The organism is Cyanobium sp. L1E-Cus (assembly GCF_024345755.1).
GTDB lineage: Bacteria > Cyanobacteriota > Cyanobacteriia > PCC-6307 > Cyanobiaceae > Cyanobium_A > Cyanobium_A usitatum.
In genome coordinates, this window is the sequence record NZ_JAGQBS010000011.1 from 54,189 (window position 1) to 72,901 (window position 18,713).

Consider the following 18,713-nt stretch of genomic DNA (forward strand, 5'->3'; position numbering starts at 1 on the left):
AGATCCATCGGTGCCTCCGATTGTCAGCAGTCTAAAAGCACAAGCAAAATATTTTAATTACTTAATAATAGGTCCTCGGGCACTCCCCTCTAATTCATCACTTCTGCGTCAACGAGCAGCAAGGCTCGGCGTTCTACTGGTATGCGTTGGGCTTTTGGCATTCACGATTGACGTACCGATTGCCCTGTTTACCTCAACACACCCGCTCCCGAGAGAGATTAGCAATATCCTCCGGCTTGCAGAAATAGGTGGCCACGGCACTGGTGCAGCAATGATTCTCATTGCGGCTATAGCGATAAAGCAAATCAACTGGCGCAAAAAGAGGGACCGATTAATTGCCTGCCAACTAATCGCCGGAAGCTACCTTGGGGCATTAATAGTTGACCTTCTAAAACTAACGATAAACCGTGTAAGGCCCCATTCAGCACTGCTTGATCTACGAACAACCTTTCTCGACACTTTCGGGCAAGAATTACTCAAGCCGGATTCCGTTAGCAGATCTGCTCTAATGAGCTTTCCCTCAGGGCATGCGGCAGTAGCTGCAGGCCTTGCAGTTTCACTCTGCTGGTTTTACCCAAGAGGCAGATCAGTATTCATAGCCCTTGCAATACTTGCATCATTTCAGAGAATAAACAGCCTATCACATTTCCTGAGCGATATTTGCATAGGCGCAGCAATAGGAATAGCGGGGGCGTTAGTTTTTGCTCCCGCACCCAATCATGCTGACCGAGGCCAATGAGCCGGCAATACAAATGAAGATTTTATTTCAAAAGATTCACAACTGGATCAGGGTCAAAATCCAGGCTAATGATATTACCGCTACATTAATACTGGTTTTACTGTGTTTATTTCTATACCTTCCAGGTATCTCAAGCCTACCAGCCACAGATCGAGATGAATCCCGATACATGCAAGCAACAAAGCAAATGGTGGCGACTGGAAACGTAGTCGATATTCGCTTTCAAGACAAACCACGATACAAAAAGCCGGTGGGCATTTACTGGCTGCAAGCAACTGCCAGCAAAATGGCCAAACAAATAGGAATAGCCCCCACTGAGCGCAGCCCCTATCGATTGCCCTCCACAATTGGAGCAACAAGCGCTGTTTTGCTTCTCTATTTGGGATTTAGAAAAATAGTCGGCAATCTCCAGTCATTTTGCGCCGCAGTTCTACTGGCATGCAGCCTTTTAATCGTAGTTGAGGCTCATCTTGCAAAAACTGATGCAATGCAACTGGCTGCAATAGTTGCCATGCAGGCAGGCCTCGCACAGATTTATTGCATGCCTAAGGATCATAAGCTTCTGCGCGCACGCATATTCTTTTGGCTCGGTCTCGGTGTCGCATTATTGATAAAAGGGCCGGTCGCACCCGTTCTTGCCTCACTCACCTTGGCATGGATCTGCTGGAAAGATCGCAGCATCTCAACCTTAGTAAAAATACAACCATGGCCCTGGCTACTACTCCCTTTAATATTAATTAGCCCATGGCTTTTCAGCATTCAGGCACTTAGCGATGGGCAATTTGTACAGGATTCTATCCACCAAGATTTTTTTAGCAAAATTGTCAGTGGCCAGGAAAGCCATGGTGCCCCACCAGGAACATATCTGTTAATCACACCATTTTTGCTCTGGCCTGCTTCCTGGCTATTGCTTCCCAAGGCTTGGGCAGGACTACGGAGATCTTCAGAAGCCCTTAGCCGTACAACACAATTCCTGTGCGGTTGGCTCCTGCCAGCTTGGATTATATTTGAATTAGTACCCACAAAGTTACCTCACTATGTATTACCACTAATCCCACCTCTATGCCTTCTGGCAGGCATTGGCATCTTTCAACCCGATCGACTACAAGATGGTTCTTTGCTTAGGCTATCTAAATGGCCACAAAGGATTGGGATGTTTGCCTGGATAGCTTCGGGCTTAGCCCTCGCTATTGGCATACCCCTACTAAGCATTTGGGCTAGCGGCAGCGTAACCGTTGCCGCACTCCTAATAGCTCTGACTTGCATCTTCAGCGTATTGGCATTAGGGAAGATCAAGACCCCCAAAAGACAGCTATATGCTTCAGCCCTATCTGCAGTCGTTGTTTTTGGGCTTATTTTTGAAGCTTTTCTGCCAAACCTAAATAATGTTTGGCCAGCAGAAAAAATTAAATCAATTATTGACTCCAACAATTTTGGCGCATTGCCCGTCGCCGCCGCCTCATACCATGAGCCTAGCTTGGTCTTTAATCTGGGCACAGACACAACATTGACTGATCTTCATGGGATAATGCAGCATGCCGCAAAGCACCCAACATCCATTTTAATAATTGAATCAAAAGACGTCGACAAAACGAGAGAACAACTTTCATCCATTAGCAATGTATTCATCCTGGGAACATATAGCGGATATAACTATTCCAAAGGGAAGCCCATCAATCTTTCAGTGCTAAAAAGTGATTGGATCAAAACAGATAAATCTAAATAAATGGGCGGCCAAGACACAGCTATAAGAAAAATACTATTCTCCTGCTTGTTGGCTGGAATTATCATAGCGGTTGGCGATTTCAAGATCCTATCCTTCTTTAAATCGAATGCCTGGGTCCTAAAAGGAGACGTTTACTATCTTCTCAGGATTGGTGGAAGTATGTGGACATGGTTATTGATTTCAATTTCGATAGCACTGGCATTTCCCCGGTCAGATTCTGCATCTCCTTTAAGACTTAGGGTTGAGAGAGATAGCATATCATTAAAAATGGCTGCCATATCGATCTGTCTCAGCGCCGGCCTAGGAGGGCTTATTGCAGAGTTTTTGAAACTGATTATTCGCAGAGAGCGTCCGATTGACCAAGAAGTGTATGTATTCCGGGCCTTCTCCGAACGAGCATGGTCAACAAGTGGACTAGGACTGCCGAGCTCACATGCCGCAGTTGCTTTTGGTGGAAGTCTCGCCTTGATAACGATCTTCCCAACCCTGCGATGGCCCGCACTGGGGATGGCGATTGGCTGCGGATTAACAAGAATCAGCAGCGGCGCCCATTACCCAACCGATGTAGCAGCTGGAGCCTTGGTCGGCTGCTTTGCTAACTATCTTGCAGGGCTTTGGCTAAGAAGAGAATCATGGAAGCACAATCGGACAAGCAAATAAAAGTGTTTTAAATCAATAAAAGATTCAATAGGTTACCTATCAGGATCGCGCAGCTTGCGAGCAATTACGCGGCATCTTTCGAGCTGATCCATCGAGAGCGCTTGGGATTGATAGCTACGCGCGCAGTGGTAAATCTCGTTAATACCTGCTTCATACTGAATATTGCCCATAAGGGTGGCATTGAGTGCGCCCCCCATAGCGGATCCAATCACGAATGTAGCAAGCGCCAGCGAATTTGCTTGTTTCTCTTCCATGGGCAAATTGAATTCCTCAGACGTCCTTACATAGCATCTAGTCATCCTCCAGCTACTCACTGCGCCGCTGTGCCACCCGCAGCCGGGCGCTACGGCTGCGCGGATTGGCTTCGGCCTCCTCGGGGCTGGCCTTAATCGCCTTGCGGGTTACCCGCTCCAGCCGATCGTCGGCCAGAAAGGCCGTTTTCACCCGCCGATCTTCGAGGGAGTGGAAGCTGATCACAGCCAGCAGCCCGCCTGGCTCCAGCCAGTTGGGTGCGTTGTGCAACAGCTTGTCCAACACCCCCAACTCATCGTTTACGGCAATGCGCAGGGCCTGAAAGGTGCGTGTGGCTGGGTGAATGCGGCCGCGGCGCGCCGCCGGTGGGTAGCAACCGGCCACCAGGTAGGCCAGCTCGGCGGTATGGCGCGGCTGTTCGGCATTCCCCCAGGGCCCCTGCTCCTTGATCCGCCGGGCAATCCGCCGCGACAGCCGCTCCTCGCCGTAGCCATAGATCAGATCTGCCAGCTCGCTCTCGCCGGCACTATCAAGCAGCTCCCCAGCCGTCTCGCCGCGCTCCGGGTTCATGCGCATATCCAACGGCCCCTCGAGCCGGAAGCTGAAGCCCCGGGCCGCCACATCCAGCTGGGGACTGCTCACCCCCAGATCGGCCAGCACCGCTACGGCCGGCTCCGCAGGGATGTAATCGGCGAAGTTGGCGGCCACGATTGTGACCCGATCGCCAAATGGGGCGAGGCGCTCGGCGGCGGCGGCACGGGCGCTTGGGTCCTGATCCAGCCCCACAAGTCGCAAGCCGGGATTGGCCTGCAGCAGCAGCGCGCTATGGCCGCCGCCGCCGAGGGTGCAGTCGATCAGCAGGCCTGCTGGCAGGCAAGCAAAGCCCGCCAGCACCGCCTCGGCCAGCACGGGCACATGTTCAAACAAGCCGCTGCCGGCGGGATCAGCCATGGCCATTCAGCGGCGGCGGCGGTGGGGAGAAGCCCAACGGGCTAGCCGCTGGCCCAAGCCATGGCGAAAGCGACCCCACCAGCTGGGCGCAGGGCGCAAGCGGCGGCAGAGATCGGGCAGCTCCCGCTCCAGCTCCGGGTGACCAAGAACCTGGAGCAGGGTCTGCAACAGACCGAGTTCCGCCGCCTTTCCCTGGCCATCCGCCGCCGCAAACAGGCAGTAGCAGCGGGCAATGGCTAGCCGTTGGACGGGATCTGCGATGGCGGCAAGGCTGGCGCTGATCCGCTTGGGATCGGGTGGGCCATGCAAATCCGCGCTCTGGCGCTGGACATCGCTGAGGCGCAGGCTCTTCATGCAGAAGTAAAAAAGCTCCCATTCCTCCTGGTCAAAATCGCCATCAGCCAGGCTGAGGGCCCGGGCGCCCTGCAGGATCGCCAACCCCACCTGGCTGCTCTCCTCCGCGGTGGGAAGCACTGCCGTGAGGCTGTCGATAAGCAGCTGGCGCTGGCGGGCCGCCCGGAGCTGGTGTGGAGCCAGCAGCCAGCGCGAGAGGGTTGCGGCTGCCGGTGCCGTGATCCTTCGCAAAGGCGCTTGCTGGTGCTGACCCATGGTTTGCGCGGATTCAACACGGCCCCAGCAAGCTTAGGAGCCCTATCCGGGGGCGCTGGTGCGATCTTCTTCGTCAGAGATCGTTTAGCGGGCGCTTCCTTCCTAAGATCACCGCAAAGCGCTTAACCCCTCGGCCCCATGACGCAGCTGGAGACGCGCACGGAACCGATGGTGGTCAACTTCGGCCCCCACCACCCTTCGATGCACGGGGTGTTGCGGCTGGTGGTGACCCTCGATGGCGAGGACGTGGTGGATTGCGAGCCGGTGATCGGCTACCTCCACCGCGGCATGGAGAAAATTGCCGAGAACCGCACGAACGTGATGTTCGTGCCCTACGTGAGCCGCATGGACTATGCGGCTGGCATGTTTTATGAGGCGATTGTGGTGAACGCGCCGGAGCGGCTGGCCAATGTGCCCGTGCCCAAGCGCGCCAGCTACATCCGGGTGCTGATGCTGGAGCTAAACCGCATCGCTAACCACCTGCTTTGGCTTGGCCCGTTCCTGGCTGACGTGGGCGCCCAGACCCCGTTCTTCTACATCTTCCGCGAGAGGGAGATGATCTACGACCTGTGGGAAGCGGCCACCGGCCAGCGGCTGATCAACAACAACTATTTCCGCATTGGCGGGGTGGCGGCTGATCTGCCCTACGGCTGGCTGGAAAAGTGCCTCGACTTCTGCGACTGGTTTGGTCCCAAGATCGATGAATACGAAAAGCTAATTACCAACAACCCGATCTTCCGTAAGCGAATTGAGGGTCTAGGTGTGATCAGCCGCGAGATGGCGATCAATTGGAGCCTGTCGGGCCCGATGCTGCGCGCCTCAGGGGTGCCCTGGGACCTGCGCAAGGTCGACCACTACGAGTGCTATGACGACTTCGACTGGGACGTGGTCTGCGAGCAGGAGGGCGACTGCTACGCCCGCTATCGGGTGCGCGTCAAGGAAATGCGCGAATCCCTCAAGATCCTGCGCCAGGCCTGCGCCATGATTCCCGGTGGAGCCACCGAGCACCTGGAAGCCCGCCGCATGGCGGAGGGCAAGGGCAGCGAATATTCCGGCTTTGATTATCAATATGTGGCCAAGAAAGTGGCCCCAACCTTCAAGATTCCCGAAGGTGAGCTTTATACCCGTCTGGAATCGGGCAAGGGCGAAATCGGGGTGTACCTTCAGGGCAACAACGACGTCACCCCCTGGCGTTTCAAGATCCGCGCCGCCGACTTCAACAACCTGCAAATCCTGCCCCACATCCTCAAGGGGGCCAAGGTGGCCGACATCATGGCCATCCTCGGCTCAATCGACGTGATCATGGGATCGGTTGATCGCTGATTCCAGCAGCTGGCTGCTGCTATGCCGCACCGTGCGCTTCGGGGACACCGATGCAGCCGGGGTGATGCATTTCCACCAGCTACTGCGCTGGTGCCACGAGGCTTACGAAGAAAGCCTGGAGCGCTATGGCCTGCCTGCCGCTGAAATCTTTCCCACCCCGGCGCACATACCCGCCATTGCCCTGCCACTAGTGCATTGCAGCGCCGACTTCCTTTCTCCCCTTGTCTGCGGCGACCCCCTAGCAATCCAGCTGGAACCCCGGCGCCTCGATTCCGGCAGCTTTGAGGTGCACTACAACTTCCGCAGCGGCGAGAGGGCCGCAGCCAAGGCACTCACCAGGCACCTGGCGATCGAGACGGCAAGCCGCCGGCGCTGCCCCTTGCCAGCTGGGCTGCAGCGCTGGCTGGAAGCATCGAGCCTGGGCCAGGGCATCCAGCCGCTTTAGGGCCGGCTGAACACATAAAGCAGCGCCGCCAACTGCAGGGGCAACAGGGCCGCCATCAGCGCCAGCGGATGTAAGCCGTCGTGGGGAATAGCGGCAGCCAGGCCAAAACTGAGGGCACCAGCTCCAGACAAAAGCAACAAAACCGGGGCCCGGGCTAAGAGCTCAGAACCAATCTTTTTGGCCATCAAGGTATTCGGCTTCAAATTCTGCATTGGATTTCGTCAAATAAATGACGCCCTCAATAATGCCAATGACCTGAAAAACAAAATAGCCCACCCCGCAGGTCAGAAGCGATACCACCAGCATGATTACCGCCGGCTTGGTGTAGCCAAGAATGAATTTGTGCACCCCAAAGGCGCCCAGAAAGATTCCGGTGAGACCCGCCGCCAGCTTCTTATTGCTGATTTCGGTCTCAGACAGGCTCGACATCGACTGACGCGGGAGAAACGACCTCAACAGCTTTTAGCTGATCAACCCAGGCCCGCCAATGATTTCGTTGCCATTTGCCCAGCTCCGCTGGCGCCAACTCGGGGCAGAGCAGCCACCGACCTGGGCGCTCGGCCGGTGGCCAGGAATCACAAATCGCCTGCAACGCCAACTGCAGCTCCTCCCAACCTTGCTGGGGCGAACCGGGCCGCACCAGGGCCACCAGCCGCTGGCCCCAGTCGGGATCATCGATTGGCAGCAGCAAAAGCGCCTGCAGTGGCAAGCCAGCGGCCTGGGCCAGCTGCGCCAGCCGCTGCTCAAGCACCTCCGGAAACACGGTTTCACCGCCGCTGTGAATGGCCCCATCAAGGCGTCCCAGCAGCTCCAGCCCCGCTGGGCCCAGCCGGCCGGCATCGCCACTGCGCCACCAGCCATCGGCAGTGCGCGGCAGGGGCTGGAGCCGGCCAGCCTCCAGCCAGCCCGGACTAAGCCGCTCACAGCGCACCTCAACGGCCTGTTCCGCCCCTAGCCGCAGCTCCAAACCTTTTAACGGCAGACCGCAACCCGAAGCGCCCGCCAGGAAAGCTTCGGGCGCCAGGGCACACACCATCGCGGCCGTTTCCGTGGCCCCGTAGCAAGGGGCCAGCCGCAACCCTGCCAGCCTGGCCCGCTCCGCCAGCGCCGGCGGCAACGGCGCCCCACCCACCCAGATCAGGGCCAAACGCTGCAACCAGGCCACGCCCTCGGCAGCAGCCAGCAGCCGCTGCAGCTGGGTAGGCACCAGGGAAAGCAAGGCCGGACGATGGGGATCCAGCGGGGCCGCCGCAGCCAACAGGGCCGGATCGCGCATCCAGGCCGGATCAAGGCGCTGGTGGCCGGCGCCCCAGTGCTGGGCGCGCACCCAGGGCAGCAGCCCACTGACGTGATGCAAAGGCAGGGAGTTGAGGTGAAGGCAGCTCGCCGGATCCAGCCCCAACCCCTCCAGCCAGCGGCCAGTGGCCGAAGCCGACGCCTGCAGATGGGCCAGGGGCTGCAGGCACCAGCGGCGACCGCCCGTGCTGCCGCCACTACCCAGCACCACCCCCGGCCCCCAACGCTCCTCCAAAGGGCCAAGGCCATCGGGCCCGATCGCCGCCGCCAAAGCCTGCTGGTCGCTGGCAGCCGGGCCCGCCAAGGCCGCCAGGCGGCCGGCATCCCAGAGATTTTGCAACTGCTCGGGCGTCATTGCTGCTGATCTCGGCTGATTTGGGCGGCGGCGGCCCACACCGCTGCCGGATCGGCGCTGGCCAGGGCTCCGGGGGCTTGCCAACCCGGCGCCAAGCCCGGCGCCGCCGGCGTGGGGCCCTCGGCCTGCAGTGCTGCCAGATGCTCTAGCCAGCGGCGGCCGATGCCGGTTTCAAAGGCTGTGCTGAGCATCAGCCGCGGCCTGCCCCGCTCCAGGGCCGCCAGCAGCACTCGAGGGTCCCCCTCCTGGCTGGGGCGGCGCACCTGCCAGCCCGGCCAACTGCTGCGCAGGCCCGGGTCGCACTGCAACGATTCATCCAGAGCCACGGGAACCTGGGACGCCAAGGCCTCCAGGCCCGCCTGGTCGGCCGGGGCTAGGGGCTGCTCCAGCCACTGCAGCCGCGGCTCGCCCGCCAAACGCCCGGCCCAGGCCGACGCCGTGGCCCGGCTCCAGCCGCCATTGGCATCAAGGCGCAGGCGGGCGGTTGCTGGCAGGCGCTGCAGCAGCTGCTCCAGCAGCTCGCGCTCCAAGCCATCGGCGCAAACGGCCAGTTTCCACTTGAACACCGGAGCCGGCCCCAGCTCGGGCCCAAGCTGCTCCAAAACCTCGATGGCGGCTGGTCCTGCCGGCAGCAGCCGGGCCGCAGGGGGAGGCGGCAGCCAGCGGCGCTGCGGCAAGCCGGCCAGCTCGGCCAGGGCAGCCCCGAGGGCAAAGGCAAGGGTTGGGGGCAACTGGCCCGCCTGCAGCAACCTCTCGAGTTCGGCTGTCCCATAGCTGGCATCCAAAGCAGCGAAAGCCGCCGCCAATGGCTCCAGCTGGCCATCGAGGGGGGCGGCCTCGCCCCAGCCCAGATCGCCCTGGGGGCTCTGCAAGCGCAGCAGCCAGCCGCGCCGCTGCTGCACGGAGCCTGCAGCCGTAACCAGGGGCTGGGGCAGGGCGAAGCCGAAGGGCCGCCACTGCAACTGCAGCAGGCCCCCCTGGCTCATCCTGTGAAGCGCCCCAGGGCCAGGCCCAGGGCCAAACCCAAACCATTGAGCGCCTGAAAGCGCAGGGCCAGAAATTTGCTGCCGCTGATCCGCCCAGGCTCGCCATGGTGGCGCTGCAACAGGGCGATCAGCTGACGGGCCGGCGCCAGGCCGATCACGCCGAGCAGGGCCGTGAGCGGCCACTGACCCAGCAGCACCGGCGCCCACTGCAGGGCCAGGCAGCCGGCCACAAACCAGGGCACCAACCCCGAGGCAGCCGCCGTACCCAGATGCACCACCGGCGAACGCTTGCCATGGGCGGCGTCCTCATCAACCTGGTGGAAATGGGAGCAGAACAGCACCAGGGTGGTAGCGAGGGCTGGGCCACTGCCAAGGGCCAGGGCGATGCGCCAGGGCACCCCGCTGGCCCCCGCTGGCGCCAGGGCCAGCAGGCCGGCGGCGGTGGCCAAGGGGCCGAAAGCAAGCCAGCAGAGGGGCTCACCCAGGCCCCGATAGCCCAGCCGAAACGGCGGCCCCTGATACAGGTAGCCCAGGCCGCAGCAGGCCAGCACCAAAGCCAGCACCGCCGGGCTGCTGCGCCAGGCCACCAGCGCCATCAGAGCCAGGCCCAGCAGCAGGCAGCCGTTGGCCAGCCCGGCCACCCGATCGCGACGGCCGGTGAGATTCACCACGGAATGGGGCTTGCCGTCGGCATCCACACCGGTGTCGGCATCAAAAACATCGTTGGCCAGGTTTTCCCAGGCCAGCAGCAGCACCGCCGCCAACAGAAACAGCAGCAACTGGTCAAACCGCACCGGCAGGGCCTGGCCTAGGCGCCAGCCGGCGGCCAGCAGCACCGGCATCACCGCCACGGCGTACATCGGCCACTTGATCGCCGCCTGCCAGAGGCGGCGGCGATCGACGGAATTGGCGTAACGGCTTGCGACGACCTTGGGCTCAGTCATGGGGGCCGCAGGCGGCAGCCACTGCAGGGCCCATACATTTGAGCAGCTCTTCGTCGCGGCCCCGGCCCTTCCTGGTGCAGGCCCCTTCTTCCTTCACCGATTCAACGGGTGATTCATTCACCAGTTTGCTGGTCGCCGCCAACGAGCGGGCGCGCCAGCTGGAGGAGGAGGGCGTCCTCAGCCTGGCCCTACCCCTGGCCGGCGGAGACCCGATGCTGCTGCTGCCCCATCTGGAGCCCGAGGATGAAGCCCTGGCTCCAGGCGGCGACAGCTTCCGCTTCCTGTGGGACGGGGCACCGGGGCTCTGCATCGCCGCCGCCGGCCGCACCAACAGCCTCGAGCTCAGTGGTCCGCGCCGCTTTGAGCTGGCCCAGCGTTTTGCCAGCGCCTGCCTCAGCCGGCTAGCCACCCCGGAGAGCGGCCCGCCCCTGGCCCGGCCGCGGGTGCTGCTGGCCTTCGGTTTCTTTGAAGCGCCCCTGCTGCCGGGGCCCACAGCAATCCCAGGGGTACAGGCCGTGCTGCCGCGTTGGCAGCTGAGCCGCCAGGGCCAGCACTGCTGGCTGCGGCTGCAGCGCAGCCTCGGCGGTGGCGTGACGCCGCGCCAGCTAGCCGAAGAGCTGTGGGAGCAGGCCCGCCGGCTGGAGCGCCTGGTGCAACAGCAAGACGGGCTGGAGCCAAGGGCTGTCAGTCGAATCGCCATCCGCCGCAGTTCGGCATGGCAGGAGAGCTACCGCTCCGCGGTTGAGCGGGGCCTGGAGTTGGTGGAGAGGGGCGAGCTGGAAAAAGTGGTGCTGGCCGTGCGCCAGGAGCTGCAGCTTGAGGCCGCGCCCCATCCCCTGGCCCTGCTGGCCCCCCTACGGCGCCACCAGAGCGGCAGCTGCCGCTTTCTGTGGCAGCAAGCCCGCGGGACTGCCCTGATCGGCGCCTCCCCCGAACGGTTGCTCACGGTGCGCCAGGGGCAACTGCGCAGTGATGCCCTAGCGGGCACCGCCCCAGCTGGAGAGGAGGCCGCAGGGCTGCTGCACTCCTGCAAAGATCGCCATGAGCATGAGCTGGTGGTGGACACGATCACCGCCGTACTCGCCAGAGCGGGCCTCAACCCGCGGCGACCACGCCATCCACGCCTGGCCCGCCACGGCCAACTGGTGCATCTGCACACCCCGATCACGGCAGCCCTGGGCCAGAACCAGCCCCTGAGCATCGCCGCCGCCCTCCATCCCACCCCGGCTGTGGCGGGCCTGCCGCGGCGCGAGGCGATGGCCTGGCTGCGCAGCTTGGAGCCCTTCGAGCGCGGCCACTACGCCGCCCCAATCGGCTGGATCGACAGCGCCGGTGACGCCGACCTGCGGGTGGCGATCCGCAGCGGCACCCTGCGGGGCGACCGGCTTGAGCTCACAGCCGGTGCCGGCCTAGTGCGGGGTTCAACGGTGGAGCGGGAGCTGCAGGAGGTGGCCCTGAAACTGGGCGTACTGCAGCAGCAGCTCAGCTGCGCCACCGACCATCAAGCAGCCAGCAGCCGCGCCATCGTCTGATCCGCCAGGGGAATCCCGGCCAGCCGCTCCACCTCGCGCACGCCGGTGGGGCTGGTCACATTGATCTCGCTGAGGCGGCCATCGATCACATCGATGCCCACAAAAAACAAACCTTCAGCCCGCAACGCTGGCGCCAACTCAGCACAGATAGCCCTCTCCGCCGCCGTGAGCTCCGTTACCTCCGGAGCACCGCCCACGGCCAGGTTGCTGCGGAACTCGCCACCGGCGGGGATGCGATTCACCGCCCCCAGGGGCTCGCCATCCACCAGCAGGATGCGCTTATCACCAGCGCTCACCCCGGGCAGGAAGGCCTGCACCATCACCGGCAGCTGCTCCTGGCCAGTCACCAGCTCCAGCAGGGCCCGCAACCCCGGCGTTGCTGCAGAAGCAAACACCACCCCCTGGCCAGCCCGCCCCCCCAGGGGCTTAAGCACCACCTCGCCATGCTCGGCGGTGAAAGCGGCTAGCGCTGTCACCCGACTAGCCACCAGGGTGGGGGCCATCAGCTGGCTCCAGCGCAGGGCACTGAGTTTTTCGTTCCAAGCCCGCAGCGAAGCGGGCCGATTCAGCACCCGCACTCCCTGACGCTCCCCCAGCTCCAGCAGATGGGTGGCATAGAGATAGGCCTCATCCACCGGGGGGTCCTTGCGCATCCACACCCGCGGAAAGGAGGTGAGGGGCAGCAGCTGGGGATCGCCAAGTTCAAACCAGGGCTCGCAATTGACGGGGGTGGCTACCACCCAGGCACCATGGCCTTGCGGGGAAAGGCCTTGCTGGGGAGCTCCTGGCACTGGGGCGGCCGAAAGATCGGCGATGGTGCACACCCACACCTGCTCGCCCGCTCGCTGGGCTGCCTGCATCAGGGCAACGCTGGAATCTTTGGCTGGATTGAGCCGGGCGATCGGATCGATCACAAACAGTTGGGATGCCACCGCTCAGCTCGCCAGCAGAACGTCGAGCTGGCCGGAGCGTTCGAGGGCATGCAGATCGTCGCAACCACCCACGTGCTGGCCATTGATGAAGGTCTGGGGCACGCTGCGGCTCCCGCCGCTCTTAGCCGCCATCGCCGAGCGGGCCGACTCGTCACCATCGATGGCAAATTCGGCGTAAGCCACTCCCTTGCGGTCGAGTAGGGCCTTGGCGCGCACACAGAAGGGACAGGCCCGCCAGGTGTAGATCTCAACGGTGGCGGCCATTTAGACGGCTCCGGTCAGGTTTTGTTGATCGTAGAAGCGGGCCAGGGCGCGCGGGCCCGGGAGCCTCGCACCTATATCGATTAGCTAAGCCAAGACTTAGCCAATCAACAAAACCGCTCCCCCAGCCCCGCCCCCTAGCGGCGGAGCTGGCCGGCGCTGATACCGTCAAGCAACTATCCAGCTGCACCGGTGCTCGATCTCACCGACTTCAAGCGCGACCTCTCCGAGCTCACTGACCGCCTGGGCAACGCCCAGGACTGTCTTTGACGTACCGGCCCTGAAAGCCCGCCAACAGGATCTGGAGCAGCTGGCCTCCCAGGGCGACTTCTGGGACGACCAGAAGCAGGCCCAGGTCAAGATGCGCCAGCTCGACGAGGTGAAGGCCCAGCTTGAACAATTGGCGAAATGGCAGGCCAGCGTCTCCGACGGCGAGGCCACCGTGGAGCTCTACAACCTCGAGCCCGATGAAGATCTGCTGGCCGAATCCAACCAAGCCCTGCAGTCCCTCAAAGCCGACCTGGATCGCTGGGAGCTCGAGCGCCTGCTGAGCGGCCCCTACGACAAGGAGGGCGCCGTGATCAGCATCAACGCCGGTGCCGGCGGCACCGACGCCCAGGACTGGGCCCTGATGCTGATGCGGATGTACACCCGCTGGGCCGAAGACCACGGCATGAAGGTGAGTGTGGACGAGCTCAGCGAAGGGGAAGAAGCGGGCATTAAGAGCTGCACGATCGAGATCGAGGGTCGCTACGCCTACGGCTACCTCCGCAACGAAAAGGGCACCCACCGGCTGGTGCGCATCTCCCCCTTCAATGCCAACGACAAACGCCAGACGAGCTTCGCCGGCGTGGAGGTGATGCCCCAGATCGATGAGGACGTGAAGCTCGACATCCCCGACAAGGACCTGGAGATCACCACCTCGCGCTCGGGCGGCGCCGGCGGCCAGAACGTCAACAAGGTGGAAACGGCCGTGCGCATCCTGCACATCCCCACGGGCCTGTTTGTGCGCTGCACCCAGGAGCGCTCCCAGCTGCAAAACAAAGAGAAGGCGATGGCCCTGCTGATGGCCAAGTTGCTGGTGATTGCCCAGGAGCAGCGGGCCTCCGAGATCGCCGACATCCGCGGCGACATTGTGGAAGCGGCCTGGGGCAACCAGATCCGCAACTACGTGTTTCACCCCTATCAAATGGTGAAAGATTTGCGCACCCAGCAGGAAACCACCGACGTGCAGGGCGTCATGGACGGCGATCTCGATCCCTTTATCCAGAGCCTGCTGCATGCGGGCGTCGAGCTAGCTGGAGGCGGCAGCGATGACTGATCCCCAGCCCAGCGAAAACCCCAGCTTCATCAAGCTGGCGATGCGCAACATGGTGCGCAAGGGCCGCCAAAGCCTGTTTCACTTCGGCCTCACCGCCCTCGGGCTCACGGGCTTCCTGGTGCTGATCGCCTGGCTCGGCCGCCCCCAACTACCCGGAGGCTGAGATGGCCACCTCGACCAATCTCGACTTGGCCTTTAGCGCTGATCCCGATCTGGCTGATCCCGATCTGGAAGTGGCCCCGCTGCTGTCAGATGCCGATCACTGGCAAGCCCTTTTGAGCGCCTGGCTACACCAGCTGGCACCGGAGCTTCCCGCCGCCCTGCAAGCGCCCGCCTACAGCCTGGGGCTGAGCCTCGTGACTGACGCCGAAATCGCCGAACTCAATGCCGACTGGCGCCAGAAGGAAGGACCCACCGACGTGCTGGCCTTCGCCGCCCAGGACGAATCAACCGATGGCGCCCCGCCAATGCCGGCATCCGGGGAGGCGGAGCCCCTGGAGCTGGGCGACATCGTCATCTCCATAGAAACGGCAACCCGCCAGGCACCGGAGCATGGCCACGACCTGGGGCAGGAACTGCTGTTTCTGGCTAGCCATGGCTTGCTGCATCTGCTGGGCTGGGACCACCCCGACGAAGCCAGCCTTGCAGCCATGCTGGCGCGCCAGAAAGAGCTGGTTAAGGTGCCAGCGGAGCCATGACCAATCTGCGCCCCTTGCCAACCCCAGAAACTCGTGGGCGCCGCCTCAGGGCCCGGGCCTGGACTGTGGCCAGTGACCTGCCGGCGAGTTTTCGTTATGCCGCCCAGGGCCTGGCCTATGGCTTTGCCAGCCAGCGCAACTTCCGCATCCATGTGATCACCGGAGCGGTGGTGTTTGGCCTGGGGCTGTGGCTGCAACTACCGACGGCCCAACTGGCCGTGCTGGTGCTCACCGTGGCGGCTGTGCTGGTGCTAGAGCTGCTCAACACCGCCACCGAAGCGGTGGTAGATCTGGCCATCGGCCGCCAGTTCCATCCCCTGGCGCGGATTGCCAAGGACTGCGCCGCGGCAGCGGTGCTGGTGGCGGCCCTGTCGTCACTGATGATCGCCCTGCTGCTGCTTGTACCGCCGCTGCTGAGCCGGCTGGGCCTTTGAATGGGGGCAGGCCTGGCGCGGCGATGCTTCTCGTTCTCGACAACTACGACAGCTTCACCTTCAACCTGGTGCAGTACCTGGGCGAGCTGGCCGCTGCTCACCCAATAGCCGCTGAGCTGCGGGTGGAGCGCAATGACGCCCTCAGCCTGGAGCAGATCCGCGCCCTGGCCCCCGCCGCCATCTTGATTTCACCGGGCCCTGGCGATCCAGATCAGTCGGGGGTCTGCCTGGAGGTCCTGCGGGAGCTCAGCCCCACAATCCCCACCCTGGGGGTTTGCCTGGGCCACCAGTCGATCGCCCAGGTGTATGGCGGCAAGGTGGTGCGGGCCAAGGAGCTGATGCACGGCAAAACCTCTCCGGTGCACCACGGCGGCCAAGGCGTGTTTGAGGGGCTGCCCAACCCGCTCACCGCCACCCGCTACCACAGCCTGATCGCCGAGCGCGAGACGCTGCCCGACTGCCTCGAAATCACCGCCTGGCTCGACGACGGCACGATCATGGGCCTGCGCCACCGCGATTTCCCCCACATTCAGGGGGTGCAGTTCCACCCCGAAAGCGTTCTCACCCAAGAGGGTCACGCCCTGCTGGCAAACTTCCTGCGCCAGGCCAGCCAGCCAGCCACAGCAAGTCAGTTGGGTTAGCTTCACAGCGATTGCCGCTTTTCCATGCGCTCGCTGCCCACCTTCGCTGCTCTCACTTTGAGTTCGCTCGGCCTGGGCGCCGCATTGCTGGCATCCGGCCCAGCCCTAGCAGGCAGCGGCGTCACGATCACCAGCTACGGCCACAGCGCCCTTTTGATCAGTGGTGGCGGGGCCAGCGTGCTGGTTAACCCCTTTAAAGCAGTGGCCTGTGCCGCCGGACTGGCCGAACCCCGGGTGAGTGCCACGGTGATCCTGGCCAGCAGCCGACTACTGGATGAGGGTGCCCCGGTGGCCAAGGGCAAGATGCTGGTGGATCCAGGCTCCTTCAAGGTGAGTGGCCTTTCAATCGAAGGCATCGCCGGCCCCCACGACCGTGTTGGTGGGCGCCGCTTCGGCCAATCAACCCTGTGGCGCTGGAAGCAGGGCGGCCTCGACATCGCCCACCTAGGTGGCACCGCGGCCCGGCTCAGCCCCGCCGACAAGGTGATGTTGGGTCGTCCCGACGTACTTATCATCGGCGTGGGTGGCGGCGCCAAGGTGTACACCGGTGCCGAAGCCGCTGAAGTGGTGCGCGAGCTCCAGCCCCGCCGCGTGATCCCGGTGCAATTTGTGAGCGGCAAAACCCCCAAGGACTGCGACCAAACCACGGTGCAACCTTTCCTTGATGCCATGGCCGGCACCCCGGTGAAGCGACCTGGCCGCACCCTCAGCCTGCCGGGCAAGCTCGGCGATGGCATGGTGATCGAGGTAATGCGCTAAGCGGCCTGCAGATAGGCAGCCCAGAAACGCTGCATCTGCTCGGTGGTGCCGATGCTCACCCGCAAGGAGCCGTCGATCAGAGGTTTGGCCGCCATCGAGCGCACCAGGATGCCCGCCTGCCGCAGGCGCTGCTCCACCTCGGCAGCTGGGCTCTCGGGCCAGATCAGCAGGTAGTTGCCACCTGCGGCGTGATGCCGCACCCCAGCCGCTTGCAACTGCTGCACCAGCCAGTCGCGGGCCCGCAGCACTTCGGCCACATAGCTATCCACATAGGCCTGGTCCGCCAAGGCCGCATGGGCGGCAGTCACGGCGAAGCTGTTGATGTCGTAGGGCCCCGTGACGCGCCCGATGCGATCAATCACCGGCGCCGCCCCAATGGCAAAACCGATGCGTAAACCAGCCAGGCCGGAGGTCTTCGCCAGGGAGCGCAGCACCAGCAGATTCGGCGTGGCAGCGAAATCGACGGATGGCAGCACGCTGTCGCCAGTGAAGGCCTCATAGAGCTCATCCACCACCACCAAGGTGCCAGGCGCCGAGGCCGCCAGCTCCAGGATCAACTCCGGTGCTAGCCGGGTGCCGGTGGGGTTGTTTGGATTGCAGATCAGCAGGATGCTTGGGCAGCTCTGTAGTGCCGCCCGCAGCTCCTCTAGGGGGAAGCCAAAATCAGGCAGCAGGTAGGGGATGGCCTCAATCGCCATGCCCTGCATCTGGGCGCAGGGGGTGTAGTAGCCGAAGGTGGGCGATGTGGTCAGCAGCGTGTCGCCCCGGTCGCCATAGGCATGAAAAATGGCATGAAGTGCCGCGTCTACGCCGTTGAAGAGGCCGATCTGCCCTGGGGTGAGCGGCTGGCCGAGGCCAGTTGCAGCGAGATTGGCAACCACCGCCTCCCGCAGGCCGTCGTACTCGGGATAGACGGCGTACTGATCGGGGGGGATGGCGCGGATTGCCTCCACCACCTGCGGACTGGGCCCCACGGTGTTCTCATTGAAGTCAAGCCGAAGCAGGCCCCGGCGGCCCTCAAGCGGAGCGCTGTAGGCCTGGAGGCCTTCAACCTCGGGGCGCGCCTGGGGAAGGCCTGGAATCAACATAGGACTACCCGTAGAATTATCACGATAAGCAATGGACTTTTGTCTCGGCAATCAAAACGCGATGACTTCGCAGCCTTTCTTGCCGGTCGCGTGGTCAAACTCGCGGCAAATGCAATGCGCCCCATTTTTTATCTACATTACTGGCTATTACCAAAACAACGCTTTCAACTCGCAAATAGCAGGACCAAATCAGTCGACTCAGCACAGACAATCAATAGCAATCGCAGGCCAAATGCGGACCTAGTCCCTAAAATAATCTGGCAAACTAACTACACCAATAAAGTTAGCCTACCCATTAAGGCTGCCTGGTGCTGGAATCGGCTTCTCTCTAGAAGCTACCAATACTGCTTCCACTCTACCGAAGATCGTCTTGCTTTTGTAGAGCAAAACTTCCCTGGCAAACCCACGGAACTCTACAACCGGCTAACCATTGGGGCCGCCCAAGCAGATGTCTGGCGTTTAATGGTGCTCTACAAGCACGGTGGCGTTTATATGGATATTGACTCTCACTTTGTCTGGCCATTAAATCGCTTTATCGAAGCTTGGACATCTGAAATATTTCTACGCTACAAAAGCAAAGATGCCACCAACTACTTTATTGCAAGCGCTCCCGCAAATCCCAATATCAAGGCATTGCTAGGGAGACTCTGGAAAACGCAGGGCATCCACGCGAGAATAGGTGCGCATACCAAGGCCGGGACTGGGGTGATGGGCGGCAAGCAGCTCGGGTTTGCTGATTACGAGCAAACAACAGCCAAAAA

The 18,713-nt window shown here is 62.2% G+C and carries 24 protein-coding genes; 13 read left to right on the forward strand and 11 right to left on the reverse strand.

From position 1 onward, the window contains the following. Positions 1 to 154 precede the first annotated feature (154 nt). Genes KBZ22_RS11015 through KBZ22_RS11025 form a run of 3 tightly spaced genes read left to right on the forward strand, consistent with a single transcriptional unit; the run spans position 155 to position 3,125 of the window. Positions 155 to 739, forward strand: coding sequence for a phosphatase PAP2 family protein (locus KBZ22_RS11015; RefSeq protein ID WP_255021998.1), 585 nt, complete (start codon positions 155 to 157; stop codon positions 737 to 739). Continuing rightward, a complete protein-coding gene (locus tag KBZ22_RS11020; RefSeq protein ID WP_255021999.1) occupies positions 720 to 2,465 on the forward strand; it encodes a glycosyltransferase family 39 protein in 1,746 nt (581 codons plus the stop codon). The genes KBZ22_RS11015 and KBZ22_RS11020 overlap by 20 nt, the downstream gene beginning before the upstream one ends. Beyond that, entirely contained in the window at positions 2,466 to 3,125 is a 660-nt protein-coding gene (locus KBZ22_RS11025) for a phosphatase PAP2 family protein (RefSeq protein WP_255022000.1), read from the forward strand. 32 nt (positions 3,126 to 3,157) lie between these two features. Here the strand turns inward: KBZ22_RS11025 and KBZ22_RS11030 are convergent, their stop codons facing one another. Genes KBZ22_RS11030 through KBZ22_RS11040 form a run of 3 tightly spaced genes read right to left on the reverse strand, consistent with a single transcriptional unit; the run spans position 3,158 to position 4,937 of the window. Continuing rightward, positions 3,158 to 3,379: a hypothetical protein gene (locus KBZ22_RS11030; protein WP_254999064.1), complete on the reverse strand. Its 222-nt coding sequence runs from the start codon at positions 3,377 to 3,379 to the stop codon at positions 3,158 to 3,160. Between the two features lie 52 nt (positions 3,380 to 3,431). Next, positions 3,432 to 4,328: a 16S rRNA (cytosine(1402)-N(4))-methyltransferase RsmH gene (rsmH, locus tag KBZ22_RS11035; RefSeq protein WP_255022001.1), complete on the reverse strand. Its 897-nt coding sequence runs from the start codon at positions 4,326 to 4,328 to the stop codon at positions 3,432 to 3,434. 6 nt (positions 4,329 to 4,334) lie between these two features. After that, positions 4,335 to 4,937, reverse strand: coding sequence for a hypothetical protein (locus KBZ22_RS11040; protein ID WP_255022003.1), 603 nt, complete (start codon positions 4,935 to 4,937; stop codon positions 4,335 to 4,337). 138 nt (positions 4,938 to 5,075) lie between these two features. Here KBZ22_RS11040 and KBZ22_RS11045 point away from each other — a divergent pair, with 138 nt between their 5' ends. Then, positions 5,076 to 6,260, forward strand: coding sequence for an NAD(P)H-quinone oxidoreductase subunit H (locus KBZ22_RS11045; RefSeq protein WP_254962066.1), 1,185 nt, complete (start codon positions 5,076 to 5,078; stop codon positions 6,258 to 6,260). Further along, the gene (locus tag KBZ22_RS11050; protein WP_254942420.1) at positions 6,250 to 6,705 is read left to right on the forward strand and encodes a thioesterase family protein; all 456 of its coding nucleotides are present in this window, start codon (positions 6,250 to 6,252) and stop codon (positions 6,703 to 6,705) included. The genes KBZ22_RS11045 and KBZ22_RS11050 overlap by 11 nt, the downstream gene beginning before the upstream one ends. Here KBZ22_RS11050 and KBZ22_RS11055 read toward each other — a convergent pair. Genes KBZ22_RS11055 through menA form a run of 5 tightly spaced genes read right to left on the reverse strand, consistent with a single transcriptional unit; the run spans position 6,702 to position 10,286 of the window. Then, positions 6,702 to 6,890, reverse strand: a complete 189-nt coding sequence (locus tag KBZ22_RS11055) for a hypothetical protein (RefSeq protein ID WP_106632696.1) — start codon at positions 6,888 to 6,890, stop codon at positions 6,702 to 6,704. The two genes, KBZ22_RS11050 and KBZ22_RS11055, sit on opposite strands and share 4 nt — an antisense overlap. Next, complete coding sequence (locus tag KBZ22_RS11060; protein WP_255022004.1) at positions 6,868 to 7,134, reverse strand: TM2 domain-containing protein; 267 nt, start codon at positions 7,132 to 7,134, stop codon at positions 6,868 to 6,870. Before KBZ22_RS11060 ends, KBZ22_RS11055 begins: the two co-directional genes overlap by 23 nt. After that, a complete protein-coding gene (locus tag KBZ22_RS11065; RefSeq protein ID WP_255022005.1) occupies positions 7,118 to 8,356 on the reverse strand; it encodes an AMP-binding protein in 1,239 nt (412 codons plus the stop codon). Before KBZ22_RS11065 ends, KBZ22_RS11060 begins: the two co-directional genes overlap by 17 nt. After that, positions 8,353 to 9,342: an o-succinylbenzoate synthase gene (menC, locus tag KBZ22_RS11070; protein ID WP_255022006.1), complete on the reverse strand. Its 990-nt coding sequence runs from the start codon at positions 9,340 to 9,342 to the stop codon at positions 8,353 to 8,355. The genes KBZ22_RS11065 and menC overlap by 4 nt, the downstream gene beginning before the upstream one ends. Further along, the gene (gene menA, locus KBZ22_RS11075) at positions 9,339 to 10,286 is read right to left on the reverse strand and encodes a 2-carboxy-1,4-naphthoquinone phytyltransferase (RefSeq protein WP_255022007.1); all 948 of its coding nucleotides are present in this window, start codon (positions 10,284 to 10,286) and stop codon (positions 9,339 to 9,341) included. The genes menC and menA overlap by 4 nt, the downstream gene beginning before the upstream one ends. Positions 10,287 to 10,357: 71 nt before the next feature. Between menA and KBZ22_RS11080 the strand changes: the two genes are divergently transcribed. Beyond that, positions 10,358 to 11,818 carry an isochorismate synthase gene (locus tag KBZ22_RS11080; RefSeq protein ID WP_261354047.1) on the forward strand — a complete coding sequence of 487 codons (1,461 nt, stop codon included), beginning with the start codon at positions 10,358 to 10,360 and terminating at the stop codon, positions 11,816 to 11,818. On the opposite strand, the gene gshB is transcribed toward KBZ22_RS11080, so the two are convergent. Then, entirely contained in the window at positions 11,788 to 12,750 is a 963-nt protein-coding gene (gene gshB, locus KBZ22_RS11085; protein ID WP_255022008.1) for a glutathione synthase, read from the reverse strand. The genes KBZ22_RS11080 and gshB overlap by 31 nt on opposite strands. A 3-nt stretch (positions 12,751 to 12,753) precedes the next feature. After that, complete coding sequence (gene grxC / locus KBZ22_RS11090) at positions 12,754 to 13,014, reverse strand: glutaredoxin 3 (protein ID WP_254942413.1); 261 nt, start codon at positions 13,012 to 13,014, stop codon at positions 12,754 to 12,756. Between the two features lie 189 nt (positions 13,015 to 13,203). Between grxC and prfB the strand changes: the two genes are divergently transcribed. The 6 genes from prfB to KBZ22_RS11120 all read left to right on the forward strand — a co-directional run bounded on the left by prfB (position 13,204) and on the right by KBZ22_RS11120 (position 16,864). After that, a protein-coding gene (prfB, locus tag KBZ22_RS11095; protein ID WP_255022009.1) for a peptide chain release factor 2 occupies positions 13,204 to 14,332 on the forward strand; the annotation gives its coding sequence in 2 pieces (ribosomal slippage) (positions 13,204 to 13,278 and positions 13,280 to 14,332; 1,128 coding nt in all). Further along, the gene (locus KBZ22_RS11100) at positions 14,325 to 14,495 is read left to right on the forward strand and encodes a DUF3285 domain-containing protein (protein ID WP_106632705.1); all 171 of its coding nucleotides are present in this window, start codon (positions 14,325 to 14,327) and stop codon (positions 14,493 to 14,495) included. Before prfB ends, KBZ22_RS11100 begins: the two co-directional genes overlap by 8 nt. A 1-nt stretch (position 14,496) precedes the next feature. Next, entirely contained in the window at positions 14,497 to 15,030 is a 534-nt protein-coding gene (ybeY, locus tag KBZ22_RS11105) for an rRNA maturation RNase YbeY (protein WP_255022010.1), read from the forward strand. Beyond that, positions 15,027 to 15,464 (forward strand): diacylglycerol kinase family protein, encoded by a 438-nt coding sequence (locus tag KBZ22_RS11110; RefSeq protein ID WP_255022011.1) that lies wholly within the window; start codon positions 15,027 to 15,029, stop codon positions 15,462 to 15,464. Before ybeY ends, KBZ22_RS11110 begins: the two co-directional genes overlap by 4 nt. Before the next feature lie 23 nt (positions 15,465 to 15,487). Next, positions 15,488 to 16,105: an aminodeoxychorismate/anthranilate synthase component II gene (locus tag KBZ22_RS11115; protein WP_255022012.1), complete on the forward strand. Its 618-nt coding sequence runs from the start codon at positions 15,488 to 15,490 to the stop codon at positions 16,103 to 16,105. Positions 16,106 to 16,129: 24 nt separating this feature from the next. Beyond that, complete coding sequence (locus KBZ22_RS11120) at positions 16,130 to 16,864, forward strand: MBL fold metallo-hydrolase (RefSeq protein WP_255022013.1); 735 nt, start codon at positions 16,130 to 16,132, stop codon at positions 16,862 to 16,864. Here the strand turns inward: KBZ22_RS11120 and KBZ22_RS11125 are convergent. Beyond that, the gene (locus KBZ22_RS11125; RefSeq protein WP_255022014.1) at positions 16,861 to 17,952 is read right to left on the reverse strand and encodes a histidinol-phosphate transaminase; all 1,092 of its coding nucleotides are present in this window, start codon (positions 17,950 to 17,952) and stop codon (positions 16,861 to 16,863) included. The two genes, KBZ22_RS11120 and KBZ22_RS11125, sit on opposite strands and share 4 nt — an antisense overlap. Positions 17,953 to 17,991: 39 nt before the next feature. Between KBZ22_RS11125 and KBZ22_RS11130 the strand changes: the two genes are divergently transcribed. Next, positions 17,992 to 18,713 (forward strand): glycosyltransferase family 32 protein (locus KBZ22_RS11130; RefSeq protein ID WP_255022015.1); only part of this gene is annotated, 722 nt, incomplete at its 3' end.

Coding starts and splice junctions, on each gene's coding strand:
- KBZ22_RS11020 (WP_255021999.1), top strand. CDS start 720: ATGCTGACCGAGGCCAATGAGCCGGCAATACAAATGAAGATTTTATTT.
- KBZ22_RS11025 (WP_255022000.1), top strand. CDS start 2,466: ATGGGCGGCCAAGACACAGCTATAAGAAAAATACTATTCTCCTGCTTG.
- KBZ22_RS11030 (WP_254999064.1), bottom strand. CDS start 3,379: ATGGAAGAGAAACAAGCAAATTCGCTGGCGCTTGCTACATTCGTGATT.
- rsmH (WP_255022001.1), bottom strand. CDS start 4,328: ATGGCTGATCCCGCCGGCAGCGGCTTGTTTGAACATGTGCCCGTGCTG.
- KBZ22_RS11040 (WP_255022003.1), bottom strand. CDS start 4,937: ATGGGTCAGCACCAGCAAGCGCCTTTGCGAAGGATCACGGCACCGGCA.
- KBZ22_RS11045 (WP_254962066.1), top strand. CDS start 5,076: ATGACGCAGCTGGAGACGCGCACGGAACCGATGGTGGTCAACTTCGGC.
- KBZ22_RS11055 (WP_106632696.1), bottom strand. CDS start 6,890: ATGGCCAAAAAGATTGGTTCTGAGCTCTTAGCCCGGGCCCCGGTTTTG.
- KBZ22_RS11060 (WP_255022004.1), bottom strand. CDS start 7,134: ATGTCGAGCCTGTCTGAGACCGAAATCAGCAATAAGAAGCTGGCGGCG.
- KBZ22_RS11065 (WP_255022005.1), bottom strand. CDS start 8,356: ATGACGCCCGAGCAGTTGCAAAATCTCTGGGATGCCGGCCGCCTGGCG.
- menC (WP_255022006.1), bottom strand. CDS start 9,342: ATGAGCCAGGGGGGCCTGCTGCAGTTGCAGTGGCGGCCCTTCGGCTTC.
- menA (WP_255022007.1), bottom strand. CDS start 10,286: ATGACTGAGCCCAAGGTCGTCGCAAGCCGTTACGCCAATTCCGTCGAT.
- grxC (WP_254942413.1), bottom strand. CDS start 13,014: ATGGCCGCCACCGTTGAGATCTACACCTGGCGGGCCTGTCCCTTCTGT.
- KBZ22_RS11100 (WP_106632705.1), top strand. CDS start 14,325: ATGACTGATCCCCAGCCCAGCGAAAACCCCAGCTTCATCAAGCTGGCG.
- ybeY (WP_255022010.1), top strand. CDS start 14,497: ATGGCCACCTCGACCAATCTCGACTTGGCCTTTAGCGCTGATCCCGAT.
- KBZ22_RS11110 (WP_255022011.1), top strand. CDS start 15,027: ATGACCAATCTGCGCCCCTTGCCAACCCCAGAAACTCGTGGGCGCCGC.
- KBZ22_RS11115 (WP_255022012.1), top strand. CDS start 15,488: ATGCTTCTCGTTCTCGACAACTACGACAGCTTCACCTTCAACCTGGTG.
- KBZ22_RS11120 (WP_255022013.1), top strand. CDS start 16,130: ATGCGCTCGCTGCCCACCTTCGCTGCTCTCACTTTGAGTTCGCTCGGC.
- KBZ22_RS11125 (WP_255022014.1), bottom strand. CDS start 17,952: ATGTTGATTCCAGGCCTTCCCCAGGCGCGCCCCGAGGTTGAAGGCCTC.